Genomic DNA, 16018 nt, shown 5'->3' with positions numbered 1-16018 from the left:
TGTTGCTTCTAAATAAAGTGAATTCCATTTTACTTGCTCGGCTGGATCTATTAATTTTTGATAAGCATTTTTGGTCGATGTGTTTACTACTCTGCTGTCGGAAAGAATTATTGCGCTGCTCATTTTTCGTTATCGGTTATTGAGCGGTATATTAGTTCGTAATGAAAGCTACCTCTTTTTTGTCAAAGAAGGAAGGCACTAACCCCATTATATTCGGTTAGGGTGCGACTAAACCAACCTTAAGTCAGGCCGAATGCATAAACATCTCTAATGGAGTTAGTGCAGGGCTTCATCATCAATTTGTCGCCTCGACGATCCATTTGTAGGTTGCCCTAATGGTAATAAGACGCCGACATTTCAGACTTACTCATTGTCAATAAGACGGCAACAAAAGTTGATTGCTAACGTAAGGAACTTGTGTTTTTGATACTCTGATACTACTCGTTTTTAGCAAAATTTTCAGCGGGTCAGGTATTTAATCAACTATTTTTAATGTGCCTTTGAGGTGAAAAAATTCTCCACTCCTACTGGCAATATTAGTGTACACTATACTTTGATTATAATCCTGAACGTGAACAACATTATCTCCAACATGCGGTTCGTGCCAATACACCATAAATATATTTTTGGCAATTTCGGTTGCGGTGTAATCTACCGAATCCGTTGCTCCGCCTTGGCCCTCAAAAGACATCTGCTTATTGTCTACAAAGTTTAATACAAATGAAATTTCACCAAAATTTACTTCCACCTTATTGCCAATTGCCGGATAGGGCGATTTCAAATCCCAGTTTAATTCTCCCTTAAACACTTTTGCACCCATTTCTAACATATCTCTTCCAACAAACGTTGGGTATTTTTTCTCCATCTCCACAGCCAGTTCTGCCCCACTTCTGCTGTCTGCTGCATTTTTGTAATCAACTAAATATTGTTTTGTAAAATCTAAACTTTTTGGACTATCGTTATAATAAATAAAATGTGAAGGAATTACTTTTTCTGGATGAAGCGATTTCATCTTGTCGAGTTGAGCAATCCAGGCATCGATTGCTGCTACATTATTGGTGTCAGCCATCCAAATATGGGAACCTTCGAGATTTACTGAAATGCCGCCTATAATTGTTTTTGAAGATGAAATCCATAAAAAACTGTGTGCAGGGTCATTCTTTGTAGTGATAATTTCAATTTTATTTCCCTCCAAATCGGGCAATAAAGAGGTAGCTTGGGGGGTAATGACTTCTGTTGGTGCATCACTTTTTAGCTGCCCTTCCCAAATAGCAAATTTTTGATCTTTTGAAGCCGAAATAAGATAAGCAGTTTGGGCTGAAGAAACAATGTTTGCGTTTGGGAATGCTTTTTTTATTTCATCTAAACCAAAATAATAATCGGGATCGCTGTGCGAAATGTAAACCACAAGTAGGTTTTTGCCTAAGGCGTTTATTTCCTCAATTAGTTCTAGTACGTATTGTTTTTGAAATTGAGCATCAATCAAAATGGCATCTTTTTCGCCATAAATGATGGTTGATGTGACTGGAAAAATGGCATTTTCTCCTGAATTAAAAATTTTTATGTTTAAATCTCCTGCAAAGTTTGACTTTGTAGATGTCAGTGCTGTTATCATTGTGATTAAAATTTTTAAAACAGTTGTTAAATTTTCCAGAATATTTTTTTGCAGACTTCTGAAACATGACATACTCCCATCTTCAATGGCCAACCCAGGCTAGTACTGGAAGTTAGCGTCCAAACCTGCTACATTTTTTAATTCATCATGACCGTTATGTGCGGGGTGAGTTGGATGTAGTCTGCCCCCAATACGTGTCAACTGCCGCTAAACCTCTGTTGACGAATAATGTTGTCAATACTATCTTTACTAATTCTCATTTTGTCATTTTCTTTTTAGACTTAAAAATGAAATGCAAAACTATATCCAGTAAAAATGGAAAATCGTTTGCCTATGCGAAGAAATTTTTATTTCTTCTAACCCTACTAAACGAAGCGGGTAAAATGCCAGACTAGAAAGCAATTATTGATCCGTGAATTAACCCGTAAAGAAGGCGACTTCCTTCTTCTGGAAGAAGACCTGAATCAGTTTTCGATTCTTCTCTAATAGACTAAGCTGCTCTAAAACCGTTACGCTCAGGTCTTCTAGTGAAAGAAATACTTGGTTTTTCAGCCGCTGTTTGATCTGGTTCCACACTAACTCCGTAGGATTTAGCTCTGGACTATAAGCGGGCAAACGTTCTAGATTAATCCGTCCAGGTCGCTCTTTTAGGAATGTTTTAACGGCTTCACCGCTATGAATCGAAGCGCCATCCCAGATGATGAGCAAATCGCGCTTGCGATAGCGGCTACAGAGCTTGCCCAGAAACCATACTATATCTTCCCCGCTGAAGGAATGGTCCTGCCCAGCGACATAAATGCGGCCATTGGGAGCAATCGCAGCAATTAAGCTTAGATGATCTCGACCTGCCTGCTCCAGGAGCACAGGTGTTTGCCCCCGTGGTGCCCAGGTGAGTCCTAGCATGGGCAACAAATAACAGGCAGACTCATCGACATACAAAATCACCCGTCCTTCAGTCTGGGCTTTTTTTAAGCTCGGGCAACCGTTCGGCTCGCCATTGCTCGACCCGTTGCGGATTCTGTTGACGCGCTTTGGGCTGCGGTTTCTGACGGCTCCACTCTACTTTCTTCAATAAACGGCCTATTTGTGAAGGGTCATAACTAACCCCAAAGAGTTTTTTGATCACTTCATTGACACGAGGACGGGTCCAAATGTGACCCGGAAAACCATGATACTCAGCACCTTTATTTAGCTCTACAACCAGCTGAACTAACTGCTCATTGGCTAGCCGTGGTGAAGCACCGGGCGGTTTACGCCAAGTTAAAGCGTCCTGCCCCTTCTGACGATATTTGCTCAAGGTGCGACTTACCCAACCTTGAGTTAATCCCAACGCTTGGGCGATAGCCACCTGTTTCCAGCCCAGCTGGTCCAAAGCGGCACAGCGTCGGCGTAGCACCTCATATTCAGTTTGTTTGTAGCTGGCCATAGTAAGTGCAAAATACGAATATTACAAGTCTACTCACGCATCAATAAGTATTGCGGTTCTCGCTGTAGTGAATTGGTTGTTGTATGTAGTTTGTGCATCTTGTGAACAAATGTCGGACATGCTTATTATTGGTTTCAGCGCGCTTGCCTTTCATTCAGGGTTTGACTGACCTATATTAGCCCGTATTGCTAACGTAAACTGGGGCTTTACAATAATCAGCTCGATCATATCCAAGAGTTCGAGCCCATCCTGGCAGATTTGTTAGGTATAGCCCAGTCATTTTTGCTGAGAGTGAGGCAGATGAAACTCATCGACTCGTGAGCCGAAGTGTTCGGTTCATTCTGCGCGCAAATCGGGTGCTACCTAATTGGGTAACAATTCTGCTAATCGGTTGAGGTGAATTGCATCATCTCCACCACGCATTCTAAGCGGTTCATGGCTCGGATGCGGGCCATTAGATAAGTGGAATCGGTCCGTTGTTTGCTGGTCGTTTTGAGCCATTGATGTCCCTGACAAGTGACCAGTAGGTCGTTCAGTAAGCGTTCCTCAACATCCCCGGCCACAAACCGTAGTCAAAATTCGGACTGCAAACTAAAGTATAAGCCAGGGTCGGTCAGTTTCAATTCTAACATATACGTTCAGGCAATTCAGCTGCGAACGGCATCGGCAGCTTTCTGTCTGAGAGGTCTTCGGCGAATTGCATGAGCGTCACTAACGCTCATTACCAGTAAGCTAAAGTGAGTTGGCCTCGTTGTGGAAAAAGATCCGCAAATAGCGTATCGTTATAGAGGGTTCCTGATTTGTCCCGCAACAGTAGATAGGAATTCTCATTTGAGAAAGCGGCTAGGGCAGCATGAGCGGTTTGGTTAGGAACTGAATTGATTGTCTGTAAGTGTAAGCAGATGGCTAATACAGGTTAAACTACGACTAAAATACGATTTTTACTGCCAACCTGAATTCGCTAACAGTATCCAGTTGGAGAAAGAACCCTAGTATCAACAGGGAAGAAAATATAATAGTACGTTGATAAAGTATGATTCGGCTTATATTTGAGTTATGAAAAAGCCCAGCTTTGTTGATACTAAACTCAACCAGCCAGTCCCGGCATCTGAAAATGTTCAGGAAGATGCAGTATGGGAGGCTTTTAAGCAGGGCGACAGTCGGGCATTCACGGATTTGGTAAATACGCATTATCCCCTTTTGTTGAAATATGGATTACGAATCTGTGTGAAACGGGAATTGGTAAAAGATTGCCTGCATAATCTCTTTATCGATATCTGGAACCGTCGCGAACGGCTGGAGGAAATCCGTTCTATAAAAGCGTATTTATTGACGTCCCTGCGTCGCCAGCTTTACAAAGAGGTTCAGCGCTCGCGACTCACCCGTGGGTCTGAAGATCTGCCTGAATCGTACGACTTTCAAGTTCAGTTCGCCATCGAATCTGATATTATTGACAGTGAAACGAATGCCGAAAATCTGCTGAAACTTCGTTCCAATCTTCAGCAACTCTCCAAACGGCAGCGGGAAGCCATCTACTTACGCTTTTACCAGGATCTTGCGTATGAAGACATTGCGCAGGTTATGGCTATCAATCAGCACTCGGCCGTAAATTTGGTTTATGAGGCTCTCAAGTTGCTGCGCAGGCATTGGCGCATGGTAGTATTCATGCTGTACTTACCTTATATATAATTTTTTTCAATTTTTTTCAGGACTATTCTAACCCAAGCATCTCTTATCCATGAGATGCCGTAAAATCGTGTCCAACTAATGAAAAAATACCATTCATATACTATAGACGATTTCGTTCAGGACGTTTACTTCCGGAAGTGGGTGTATGGGACACTACCCGAGCAAGACCACTTCTGGCAAACCTGGCTGACCACGCATCCCGAGCAGGAGAATACCATCGAGCAGGCCCGCCTTATTGTGTTGAGTATACGAATAGACGAGGTATCAGTCGATCCCCGCGAGATGGAGGAAGCTATCCAGCAAATTTTAGATGACCGGGTTCTAATCCGCCATTTACCTGTTTATCAGCGTACATGGTTCCGTATAGTGGCTTCAGTTGTACTGCTTTGTGGCATCAGTTATGGTGTATGGCAACGGTTTTTACCCAGTACACATTCCGGTGGCATAACGATGCTACCAACCCAAACGCAGGCAGTCAGCCATAGGCGGGTCGTTGCTCTGCCAGATGGTAGTAAGGTCACCCTGGAGCGGAACAGTGATTTAAGGGTGAGTGCTGTATTTGACCAGGACAAGCGCGAAGTAACGCTGGTTGGGGAGGCATTTTTCGAGGTAGTAAAAAATCCGGCCAAACCCTTCCTGGTCAACACAGGCAAAATAGTTACCCGTGTGCTGGGAACCAGTTTTCGCATAAAGGCTTACGACAAGGATAGTAGTATATCGGTATCCGTAAGTACGGGTAAAGTGACTGTGTTTAGGAAGAGGGGCCCACAAACCGACCAGACGTTCTTATCGGATGAGGTGATTTTAAATCCGAACCAGCGGGCTGTATTCGTGAGGGCCGGGGAACAATTCATTAAGACACTGGTCGAAAAACCAGTTATCGTTAGAGCTACCGTTCAAAAGAACCTATTTGAATTCAATGAAACGCCGGTCCCACAAGTACTCAAAATATTGGAAGAAGCCTATGGGGTGAACATGGAATATAACGCCGAAGTGCTGTCGAGTTGCAATTTAACCGCATCATTAAATAACCAGGATTTATACCAAAAACTCGATCTGATTTGTGAGGCTATCCATGCTCAGTATAAAATTGCCGATGGTCAGATTATCCTTTCCGGTCGTGGCTGTAACTGATAAACAGTGTGTACGAATTTCTAAACTAAACCCACTTCCTATGGCCTGATTAGCTGACAAAAAAGTGAAAGACGCGTCAATCAATAGCGTCGTATAGCGTAAAAAAGTCGGACGTGCTCCACCACATCCGACTGACTTGCTTCCCTCGATAGATCACCCGAAAAATCGGATGAATGGGAGTGTTTTTGCCTAACCGTTTAAAATCATTCAAAAACAAAATAAAAGTATGAAAAAAAACTTTCAGACGCATGGTTTTTACTACCAAATAATGAGAATGACTCTCGTACAGCTGCTTCTCGTTACCTTCTCCTTAAGTGTGACGTATGCATTTGATGGTTTTGGCCAGGAGGTACTCAACCGAAGAATTTCACTCCGACTAGGGGATAAACCGGTAAAAGCCGTTTTATCGGCAATTGAGACTAAAGCGGACATCCGATTTGTGTATAGCCCCAAATTGATTCAGGCAGAACGACTCGTTTCTGTGAACGTTCAGAACCAACCCCTGGGCGATGTGCTGGAATCAATGCTGAAACCACTACTAATCAGCTACCGGCTGGTAGGAAATGATATTGTGCTGAGTCAGCGGTCAGACAGTATGAATATGCTTTCAGAGCCACTTACCCCGGCCCCTGAATCCATCCTTCTGGAGGAGGTTGTTACCGGCACCATCACCGATCAGAACGGCGAAGGTATTCCAGGAGTTAATATACTCGTAAAAGGAACGCAGCGCGGGGCAGTAACGGATGCAAAAGGCCACTATCGAATTGCCGTGCCCGATCAAAATGCAACGCTAACATTTAGCTTTGTTGGCTACGTTAAACAGGAGGTTCTGGTAGGTACCCGTTCCATAATCGACATTACTCTTGCGCCAGACACGAACTCCCTGGATGAAGTAGTGGTAGTGGGCTACGGTACGCAGCGCAAATCGTCAATTACAGGGGCCATTGCTTCAGTTTCGGACAAGGAAATCAGTGCTTTACCGGTTTCCAACATCTCCCAGTCGCTCCAGGGCCGGGCAGCCGGGGTAACCGTAACCAACAATGGAGCACCTGGTGAAGCGCCCATTATTCGTATCAGGGGCGTTGGGACCGTGAACAATGCCAATCCCCTATACGTCGTAGATGGGGTGCCCGTGGGCGACGGGTCAAACGTCGATCCTAAAGATGTTCAGTCAATCGAAGTTTTAAAAGACGCTAGCGCAGCCGCTATTTACGGCTCACGGGCCGCCAACGGAGTTATTCTGATAACCACAAAACGCTCGAACTCTAAGAAACTAAGCGTTACCGTTGATTCTTATGTTGGCGTTCAGAGTCCCTGGCGAAAACTTTCTCTCCTTAACCGGGATCAATACATTGCTTATGGAACGGATCTGTTAAACAATGGAGATGTGTACAACGGTAAACCCGCCGGGTCCAGCCTGCCGCAACGCTGGCAAAATGGGTTAGATCAACCTATTTATCCCGGATCTACCCAAACATTTCGGCAAACCGAGACCGATTGGCAGAAGGAGATGTTCCGTAACGCGGCTATTCAACAGCACCGGCTTGAAATTTCGGGGGGGAATGACGTGTCGAAATTTTATCTGTCCGGGGGCTTTTTTAGCCAGGATGGTATAATGATCGGAACAAATTACAAACGGGGAAACATTCGGCTTAACTCAGATCATAAACTCGGAAAGCGGGTGAGCCTGGGTCAAACCCTTTACCTGGCCTATGACAACCGACGGGTAGAACAGAACGGAGGAGCCATTGGAACCCAGATTCGGACTATCATTAATACCCTGCCTTACCTGCCCGTGTATAATCCTAATAACCTGGGGGGCTTTGAAGGTTCTAAAAACGTTGACGGGACCGATCCAGCCAATCCTGTACGCAACGCACTGCTTAACAGCAATACCCAGGAGTCGAATTCGGTGTTTAGCACGTTTTATATTGATGTCGACCTGTTTGCCGGTTTGAAATATCGTTTTCAGGGCGGAGTCAATATTTACAATTCCATTGGCCGGGGTGATAACCCAAGTTATGACAGTGGACCGGGTGGCTTTGCCTCCATCAATTACGCGAGTATTTCCCAGGACAGAGGACAGTCTATTACGCCGATTCTGACCAACCAGCTAACCTATATCAAGAGCTTTGGTAAACACGCTATTAATGCTATTGCAGTGGCCGAAAAGCAGACTGCCGTATACTCAGGTATTAATGTGGGGGGCACCAACTCAATTACTAATCTGATTGTGGAGCCTACCAACTTAAGTAGTCCTCGTATTGGAGCGGGCCGAGTTGAATCGGCAATCATCTCCTACGTGGGTCGCCTTAACTACGAGTATGCGAATAAATACCTGCTGGGGCTTTCATTCCGCCGGGATGGCTCATCGAAATATGCCCCCGGTAAAAAATGGGGCAACTTTCCGGCGGCTTCGGCAGGTTGGCGAATCAGTGAAGAAAAATTCATGAAAGGATTTACTGCTATCTCGGAACTCAAACTGCGCGGTAGTTATGGATTAGTAGGCAATAATAACATTGGCGATTACGGGTATCAGGCCACCCTGTCAAGCGATCCCTACTACGAATTCGACAAAACCACTTCCGTTGAAAGTCAAGGATATACCATTCGGAAGCTAGCCAATAAAGACCTGAAGTGGGAAAGTGTTGCGATGACTAATCTGGGTATCGATGCTTCACTGTTGAATGGTCGGCTTTCCTTTTCGGTTGACTATTTTAATAACCTGACTCGCGATATGGTGCTCAATCGCCCCATTCCAATATCAATGGGTTATGATGAAGCACCGCTCTCCAACGTCGGTTCCGTTCAGAATCGGGGAATTGAATTACAGGCTGGCTACCAGTCAACCAAAGGGAGCTTAACCTGGCAACTGAATGGTAATATAAGCGTCGTTCGTAATAAAGTTATCTCCCTGGGCGATGAAGGCAATACCATTTTTGGGGGAGACTGGTACGGAGATAACCTCACTAAAACGGAAGTTGGGCAACCAATTGCTTATTTCTATGGCTACCAGACTGCCGGAATTTTTCAGAACCAGGGCGAGGTAGATGCCTGGAAAGCAAAATATACCGATGTCGTAGCGGATAAAGACTCGCCCAAACCCGGTGATATTCGATTTGTCGATGTCAATGGGGATGGGAAAATTGACCCGAGTGACAAAACTAAAATTGGCCATTTTCTGCCCAAGTTCACCTATGGAACCAATTTCTCGGCCAAATGGAAGGGCCTGGATCTGACTTTGTTTGTGCAGGGCGTGCAGGGCAACCAGATTTACAGCACTGTAAAATATAATCTGGAGGGAATGACCCGCCTGTTCAATGCCGGCACGGCGGTACTGGATCGCTGGGTGAAGGAAGGACAGGTTACGGACGTGCCACGGGCCGTGGCAGGAGACCCAAACCACAATGCGCGGGCATCGAGTCGGTTCATTGAAAGTGGCTCGTATTTGCGGGTGAAGAACCTGACGTTGGGTTACGCTCTGCCAGCAAACTGGATCAGCTCGAAGGGAACGCCCTTTATCTCAAAAGCCCGGGTCTATATCTCCACCACAAACTTACTGACCATTACAGGCTATAAGAGTGGCTACGACCCGGAGATAGGCTCCTTTGGTGGCTCTTCGCTGACCACCGGCATTGACTATGGTCAGTTTCCACAGGCCAGAACAATCATGGCCGGCCTTCAGATTGGGTTTTAATAATCAACCACTCGACTAATCGTCTTCCGTAAATTCCTGCAAAGACATGAACAGATACGCACTCAAATTCTTATCAATTAGCTTAGTTACCCTTACTCTTTCCTGTAATGACAGCATTCTGGAGAAAGTAAATCCTACCCAATTATCGACCGAAACATACTTCACTACCGGGGCCGAACTGGTTACGGGTGTCAACGCAGTTTATGCAGGCTGGCAGGGGTTAAACCTGTACGCACGGGAATATTTCTTTATTCACGATCTACGGGGCGATGACATGCAGCCGGGCGGAGCGCAGCTCGAAATTCAGCGGGCGCAGCTCATCAATGGTACCCAGGATGCGTCGAATCAGGTGGCCACGGATGTATGGCAGGGGCTCTACCGGGTCATCCACCGCGCCAATGTTGTAATTAGTTTCGCACCGGGCGTCAAACAAGGTATCACTGAAGAACTACGAAATCGTGTTTTAGGCGAAGCGAAGTTTCACCGGGCCTGGTCGTACTATGAACTGGCATCGCTTTGGGGGGGCGTCCCTCTTTATAAAACCTACTCAACATCACCCGACGAAAGCCAGCCCAGAGCCACTGAGGATCAGGTTTATGAATTCGTGATTAATGATCTGAAAGAAGCTATTGCGGGCTTACCGCTGAAGTCGGCTTACGCCGACACAGACGTTGGCCGGGTATCGAAGGGTGCCGCTCAGGCCATGCTGGCCCGGGTATATATGCAGCGGGGAAATTACGACCTGGCCAAAGAGCAACTGGCCGCCGTGATAGCATCCAATCAATATAAACTCGTGGATAGCTATATCGAAAACTTTAGGGAGGAGAATGAATACAACTCGGAGTCGGTCTGGGAAATTGCCTTCACCGAAGCATTTGGTGGCTTAAACTGGAGTGGTGATGGCAACGGCGTCAATGGGGAGGTGACGGTACGTGGGCAGGAGTACGGCCCTAATGCCTGGCGGAATGTGATTCCATCAAATGGCTTACTCGCCGAGTTTGAAAAGAAAAAAGCCGGTGATACCAAAGACGATCCGCGTTATCAGGATTCCTTTTATCAGGTTGGAGATCTGTTTAACAATGGTAAAGATACACTTAAGGACGTACAGGGAGCCGACCCCAAAATCAGCTGGAAGAAATACCAGAAAATTTACAAGGCTACTGCGGAAAACAGCCAGTCGGGTATCAATTTTCGGGTTATCCGGTATGCTGAAGTATTATTGATGATGGCTGAATGTGAGAATGAAGTGGGGTCTCCCACAACTGCCGTTTCGTACATCAATCAGGTCCGGGATCGTAAAAGCGTAGGTATGCCCCATTATCCAACGCCAAAATTTCCGGTGTCGAACAAAGCGGAGGTGTTAGCCGCCATTATGCACGAAAAACGGGTTGAACTCAGTGGCGAACAAATTCGCAATCTGGACATACTACGCTGGCGCAAACAGAATAAACTCACCAAAGAGCCAATTTCTTACTTTCAGAAGGGGAAACATGAGTTATTGCCAATCCCTCAGAGCGAAATCAATAATAACTCAAAGATTGACCAGAAGGACCAAAATCCCGGTTACTAATCGATTTATCCCCTCCGGTTATCCGGAGGGGATATACAACCCATGTTTGTTGTCTTTTCCATGAAAGTAGCGCGTTTATCTGGCCTTGTTCTCTTACTTACCCAGGTGGCGGGAGCCTGCCACTTCGCCGACAGACCGGTATTTTCTCTGGTAACCTCGGCTGATTCACATCTGACGTTCACCAATAAGATTACTGAAACAAACAGACTGAATGTACTGAACTTCGAATACATCTACAATGGGGGGGGCGTTGGTATAGGGGACGTCAATAACGACGGGTTACAAGATATTTTCTTCACGGGGAACATGGTTTCGTCGAAGTTATACCTTAATAAAGGCAACCTGACTTTTGAGGACATAACCATTCCCGCCAAAGTCAGTACTAAAACCTGGTGTACCGGTGTGTCTATGGTTGACATCAATCAGGATGGCTGGCTTGATATCTACGTATGCACTATTCATCCCGACCGTAACAAATCAGTACCTAACCTGCTCTACATCAACAATGGCCCGGATAAAAACGGTACTCCTACGTTTATCGAGGCAGCGGCCGAAGTGGGACTGGCCGATCCGAGTTATTCAACACAGGCGGCCTTCCTCGATTACGATCTGGACGGCGATCTGGATATGTACCTGGTAACCAATGGTATAGAAGATTATATCCGAAGCGTGGCAGTCGGGCAAAAAACGGATGGTACTGGACGGAGTGTCGATAAGTTATTTCGCAACGACGGACTTCAAGGCAATGCCCTGCCCCGGTTTACGGATGTGTCCCGGCAGGCTGGTATTAACGCTGAAGGCTGGGGACTGGGAGTTGTCACGAACGATATCAATCAGGATGGCTACCCCGATCTCTACGTTACCAATGATTTCCTGTCGAACGATTTGATGTACATCAACAATCGGGATGGCACTTTCACCAATAAAATCAATAAGGCGCTCAAACACCAGGAACAAAATGGAATGGGGGTCGATATGGCCGATCTGAACAACGATGGTTTAAATGATATTGTGGCAGTAGATATGTTACCAGACGATAATCTGCGTCAGAAATCAATGTTTTCAGACATTAATTACGATCAGTTCCAGATTGCGCTGGCTAAAAAATATCAGCCTCAATACGTTCGCAACGCCCTACAGTTGAATAACGGTGCCCTGGCCAGCGATGTACCAACGTTCAGCGACGTAGGACAATTAGCGGGAATTGAGGCAACTGACTGGAGTTGGAGTACATTATTGGCTGACTTTGATAACGACGGTAAACGTGATATTTTAATCACGAATGGTTATCCAAAAGACATTACCAACCTTGATTTTGGCATTTACACAAAAGATGCCTCCATGTTTGGTACTAAAAAAGCCAGACTCCGCAGTATAATTGAAGCGGCCAATCAGTTAGCCCCTATTGACAAGCCTGACTTTCTGTTTCAAAATAAAGGAAACCTGGTATTTACCAACGTGGCAGCTGAGTGGGGTATCAGCCAGCACTCGGTTACAAATGGAGCCGCCTATGCCGACCTGGATAATGATGGCGACCTGGATTTGGTCATGAGTGCTCTCAACAGTGAAGCATTACTGTATGAGAATCACGTGCAGGACGCAGTGAATAAACCGGCAACGAATTACATCCGAATCAAGCTGGCTGGGCCGAAAGGAAACCCGGCTGGGATTGGCGCAAAGGTAACTATCTGGTCCAAAGGGCAACAGCAATACGCCGAACAAGCCATACAGCGGGGCTATAACTCAACGGTTGAGCCATTCATTCATTTCGGACTTGGGAGTCAGACCCTCATCGACTCCCTGACTATAACCTGGCCGGGACAGAAAGTACAAAAACTAAAGAAGGTTAGTACAAATCAGACACTTACCCTGTACGACCGGCAAGCCAGGCTCGATACTAAACCAATCGCCACCCATGTACCCACCCTATTCACTGAGGTGCCGGCTGGCACCGTACCTCCTTACCAACAGACTGAACTTGACTTCGTCGACTTTAAATGGACCAGTCTGCTGAACCGGAAATATTCTCAGGCGGGCCCCGGTATTGCGGTGGGCGATGTGAATGGCGATGGGCTGGACGATTTTGTTCTGAGCGGCTCCGCCGGAAATCCGGCTGCGTTGTTTTATCAGCGCCCCAATCAGACGTTCTCTGCTGGCAGCTTACCTACCAAAGTGCAGGAGGATATGGGTATGCTGCTGTTCGACGCAGATAACGATGGGGATCTGGACTTGTACTGCGTCAGCGGAAGCAGCGAGTTTGGATCAGATACCAAAGCCTATCAGAACCGGTTGTACCGAAACGCGGGGAAAGGGCTATTTCAGCTGGATTCAACAGCCTTACCGCTTATTTCGGCCAGTGGTAGCTGCGTGGTTGCCAACGACTTTGATAAAGATGGTGACCTGGACTTGTTCATAGGAGGGCGCATCGTTCCAAACCAGTATCCGACAGCACCTGCCAGTTACCTGCTCAAAAATGATGGGAAAGGCCATTTTTCGGATGTGACCGACCGGGTGGCTCCCGCCCTCCGGCATGCCGGTATGATTACCAGTGCCCTATGGAGTGATTACGATAATGACGGCTGGGTGGATTTAGTTGTAGTGGGTGAATTTATGCCAATCACATTCTATAAAAATACGCAGGGTAAGGTGCTGGGTAAACAATCTACTGTGCTGGACAACTCGGTAGGGTGGTGGAATGCTGTTGTCGGTGGTGATTTTGATAACGACGGCGATATTGACTACGTAGCCGGAAACCTGGGGCTTAACTCGCGCTATAAAGCGTCGCCTGAAGAGCCGGTATGTCTGTATGCTAAAGATTTCGACGACAACGGACGTATTGATCCCATTCTCTGTCGATTTATCCAGGGCAAAGAATACCCGGTCCATCCACGGGAAACCCTGAACACGCAAATAGTGGGCATGCGTCGGCAATTCCGCCATTATAGCGATTACGGAAACGCGACAATTACCGATATGTTTTCGCCCGACCAGCTAAAAGATGCGCTTGTTTTCAAAGCGACCAACCTGGCTTCCTCCTACATTGAAAACAAGGGAAATGGTTCATTCACGATGACGACCCTTCCCCTAGAGGCCCAGTTGTCTCCTATGCTGGGTATGCAGGTTACCGACCTGAATAGGGACGGCAATCTCGATTTGCTGAGCGTTGGCAATGATTACGGAACAGAACCCCTCACAGGCTGGTATGATGCGGGGATAGGTACCTGCCTGCTTGGTAATGGTACAGGAACGTTTACTGCTGTTGGGGCAAGCAAGAGTGGTTTTGTGGCTGATAAAGATGCCAAGGCTCTGGCCATATTGAGCCTGGCAGGAGGACAGCCACTATACATTGTCACCCAGAATCGGGATAGCCTTCGCCTGTTAAAATCGGCTTATAAACAGCCTGAACTTCCTATAAAGCTTAATCCAACCGATGCCTATGCGCTAACAACGCTGCCGAATGGTAAAACGAGAAAAACGGAGTTCTACTGGGGAAACGGCTACCTCTCGCAGTCATCTCGAGTGCTGATACCATCGGGAAAGGCTAAAACAATTCAGATTTCGGATGTTCAGGGCCGTCGCCGAACCTTATGATTACCTTACACCTCAGGCAGACTCCTGAGCTTGAACACTTTTGTCAACCCGACATACTACCCACGATTGCGTACACTTCTAAACCGATATTACCAGCTTTACCAGCGATAGGCATCCCGCAAATTTCTCGAATTTGCCAAGGCAGGTGGTTATAACGCAATCAGAGAAATTAAAAACCTGGGAATGGTCAGTTAGCAAACCCGCCCCCCAAAGGACAGTAAATTTGGGCTATTTGGGCCGGTAACACTCTCCTCGCCTAAATAAGGAGGGTATTTGTGGTGGGTCTGAAGACTAATCAGCGTGCATGAGAGCAGTTACACGCCGGTTGACACGTTTGAAGGTGATTTACTGACCGAAACCGAAGCGGGCATATTGAATACCGCCGATTCTCTGGTGAAATAGTGGAGTTCTTCGAGTTTACACTACTTCGCGAACGTCCTCTGGTACTGCATCGGGCTTTTGCCAGTGATGAGTTTAAAGTACTTATTGAAGCCCGAAAACTGGTTGAAACCGCTTTCATTACAAACCATAGCAATACTCAATCGACCTTCAATCAGCAGTTTACAGGCGTGCTGCACCCGGAGTTCAAGCAAAAATTGCGAAAATGATTTGCGGCTCCGCGATTTAAAATAACGGCAAAACGAGTTCGGACTCATAGCGGCCACAGCCGCAATTTCATTCAAGGAAATCTTCCGCTGGAAGTGAGCCAGCGAATAGGCATAAATCAGATTGATGCGGTCAGTATCGGCTTCATCGAAATGGATGGGATAGTTTTGAGCCGAAAGCAGAGGCAGGTCAGGGGCCTCAGCCAGCAACGAAAGTATCTGAATCAACGATACCAACCGCGCCGTACCCTGTTCGGTGAGCAGTTGGGCCATTCTGTTTTTGATCTGCTCCCGCGTTGACCCCAGCAACCGGATACCCTGTCTGGCCCGCTCCAGCAGGCGAACGACAGGTCGGTTTTCGGGGAGTTGCAGGAAGGTGTCTCCCCAGAAATCGGCTCGAAAATGCACGACTGTGGCCTGAGCCAGCAACCCCTCCCGGTTTTCAAAGTACTCTTGGTCGCATCGCCAATAGTGGGGTAGGTTCGCGCCCACCAGCAGCACGTCGCCCGGCTGAAAGTGCTGGATGCTATCGCCTACGAACTGTGTGCCGCTGCCGTGTTCGATATGTACCAGTTCGATTTCGGGATGGTAATGCCAGCGGTTGTAAAAGTGCAGCACTACATCCCGGCGCACACTAAATGACTGCTCGGAGATGATAGGTACGCGCAGAAGTTGGGGTTTCATACCAATG

The 16018-nt window shown here is 46.7% G+C and carries 11 protein-coding genes; 5 read left to right on the top strand and 6 right to left on the bottom strand.

The annotated features are described in order from the left end of the window. Nucleotides 1–475: 475 nt before the first annotated feature. The 4 genes from ACYVFD_RS32520 to ACYVFD_RS32505 all read right to left on the bottom strand — a co-directional run bounded on the left by ACYVFD_RS32520 (nt 476) and on the right by ACYVFD_RS32505 (nt 3604). A complete protein-coding gene (locus ACYVFD_RS32520; protein ID WP_461094699.1) occupies nt 476–1615 on the bottom strand; it encodes an MBL fold metallo-hydrolase in 1140 nt (379 codons plus the stop codon). A gap of 417 nt (nt 1616–2032) precedes the next feature. Beyond that, the gene (locus tag ACYVFD_RS32515) at nt 2033–2560 is read right to left on the bottom strand and encodes an IS630 family transposase (protein ID WP_338877493.1); all 528 of its coding nucleotides are present in this window, start codon (nt 2558–2560) and stop codon (nt 2033–2035) included. Nucleotides 2561–2567: 7 nt separating this feature from the next. Then, nucleotides 2568–3041 carry a winged helix-turn-helix domain-containing protein gene (locus ACYVFD_RS32510; protein WP_338877492.1) on the bottom strand — a complete coding sequence of 158 codons (474 nt, stop codon included), beginning with the start codon at nt 3039–3041 and terminating at the stop codon, nt 2568–2570. A 383-nt stretch (nt 3042–3424) separates the two neighbouring features. Beyond that, the gene (locus ACYVFD_RS32505; protein ID WP_461094698.1) at nt 3425–3604 is read right to left on the bottom strand and encodes a hypothetical protein; all 180 of its coding nucleotides are present in this window, start codon (nt 3602–3604) and stop codon (nt 3425–3427) included. A 493-nt stretch (nt 3605–4097) separates the two neighbouring features. Here ACYVFD_RS32505 and ACYVFD_RS32500 point away from each other — a divergent pair, with 493 nt between their 5' ends. Then, nucleotides 4098–4730: an RNA polymerase sigma factor gene (locus tag ACYVFD_RS32500; RefSeq protein WP_338877491.1), complete on the top strand. Its 633-nt coding sequence runs from the start codon at nt 4098–4100 to the stop codon at nt 4728–4730. A gap of 78 nt (nt 4731–4808) precedes the next feature. After that, nucleotides 4809–5864, top strand: a complete 1056-nt coding sequence (locus tag ACYVFD_RS32495; protein WP_338877490.1) for a FecR family protein — start codon at nt 4809–4811, stop codon at nt 5862–5864. A 76-nt stretch (nt 5865–5940) separates the two neighbouring features. Here ACYVFD_RS32495 and ACYVFD_RS32490 read toward each other — a convergent pair whose 3' ends face one another. Next, entirely contained in the window at nt 5941–6114 is a 174-nt protein-coding gene (locus ACYVFD_RS32490; protein ID WP_338877489.1) for a hypothetical protein, read from the bottom strand. A gap of 24 nt (nt 6115–6138) precedes the next feature. Here ACYVFD_RS32490 and ACYVFD_RS32485 point away from each other — a divergent pair, with 24 nt between their 5' ends. Genes ACYVFD_RS32485 through ACYVFD_RS32475 form a run of 3 tightly spaced genes read left to right on the top strand, consistent with a single transcriptional unit; the run spans nt 6139 to nt 14722 of the window. Continuing rightward, entirely contained in the window at nt 6139–9561 is a 3423-nt protein-coding gene (locus ACYVFD_RS32485; RefSeq protein ID WP_338877488.1) for a TonB-dependent receptor, read from the top strand. Between the two features lie 46 nt (nt 9562–9607). Next, nucleotides 9608–11131 carry a RagB/SusD family nutrient uptake outer membrane protein gene (locus ACYVFD_RS32480; RefSeq protein WP_338877487.1) on the top strand — a complete coding sequence of 508 codons (1524 nt, stop codon included), beginning with the start codon at nt 9608–9610 and terminating at the stop codon, nt 11129–11131. A 42-nt stretch (nt 11132–11173) separates the two neighbouring features. Next, complete coding sequence (locus ACYVFD_RS32475) at nt 11174–14722, top strand: VCBS repeat-containing protein (RefSeq protein WP_338877485.1); 3549 nt, start codon at nt 11174–11176, stop codon at nt 14720–14722. Nucleotides 14723–15144: 422 nt separating this feature from the next. Here ACYVFD_RS32475 and ACYVFD_RS32470 read toward each other — a convergent pair whose 3' ends face one another. Continuing rightward, complete coding sequence (locus tag ACYVFD_RS32470) at nt 15145–16011, bottom strand: AraC family transcriptional regulator (RefSeq protein ID WP_338877484.1); 867 nt, start codon at nt 16009–16011, stop codon at nt 15145–15147. Between the last annotated feature and the right edge of the window lie 7 nt (nt 16012–16018).

Source organism: Spirosoma gilvum (assembly GCF_054776815.1).
This window is presented reverse-complemented; position numbering and strand designations above follow the sequence as displayed.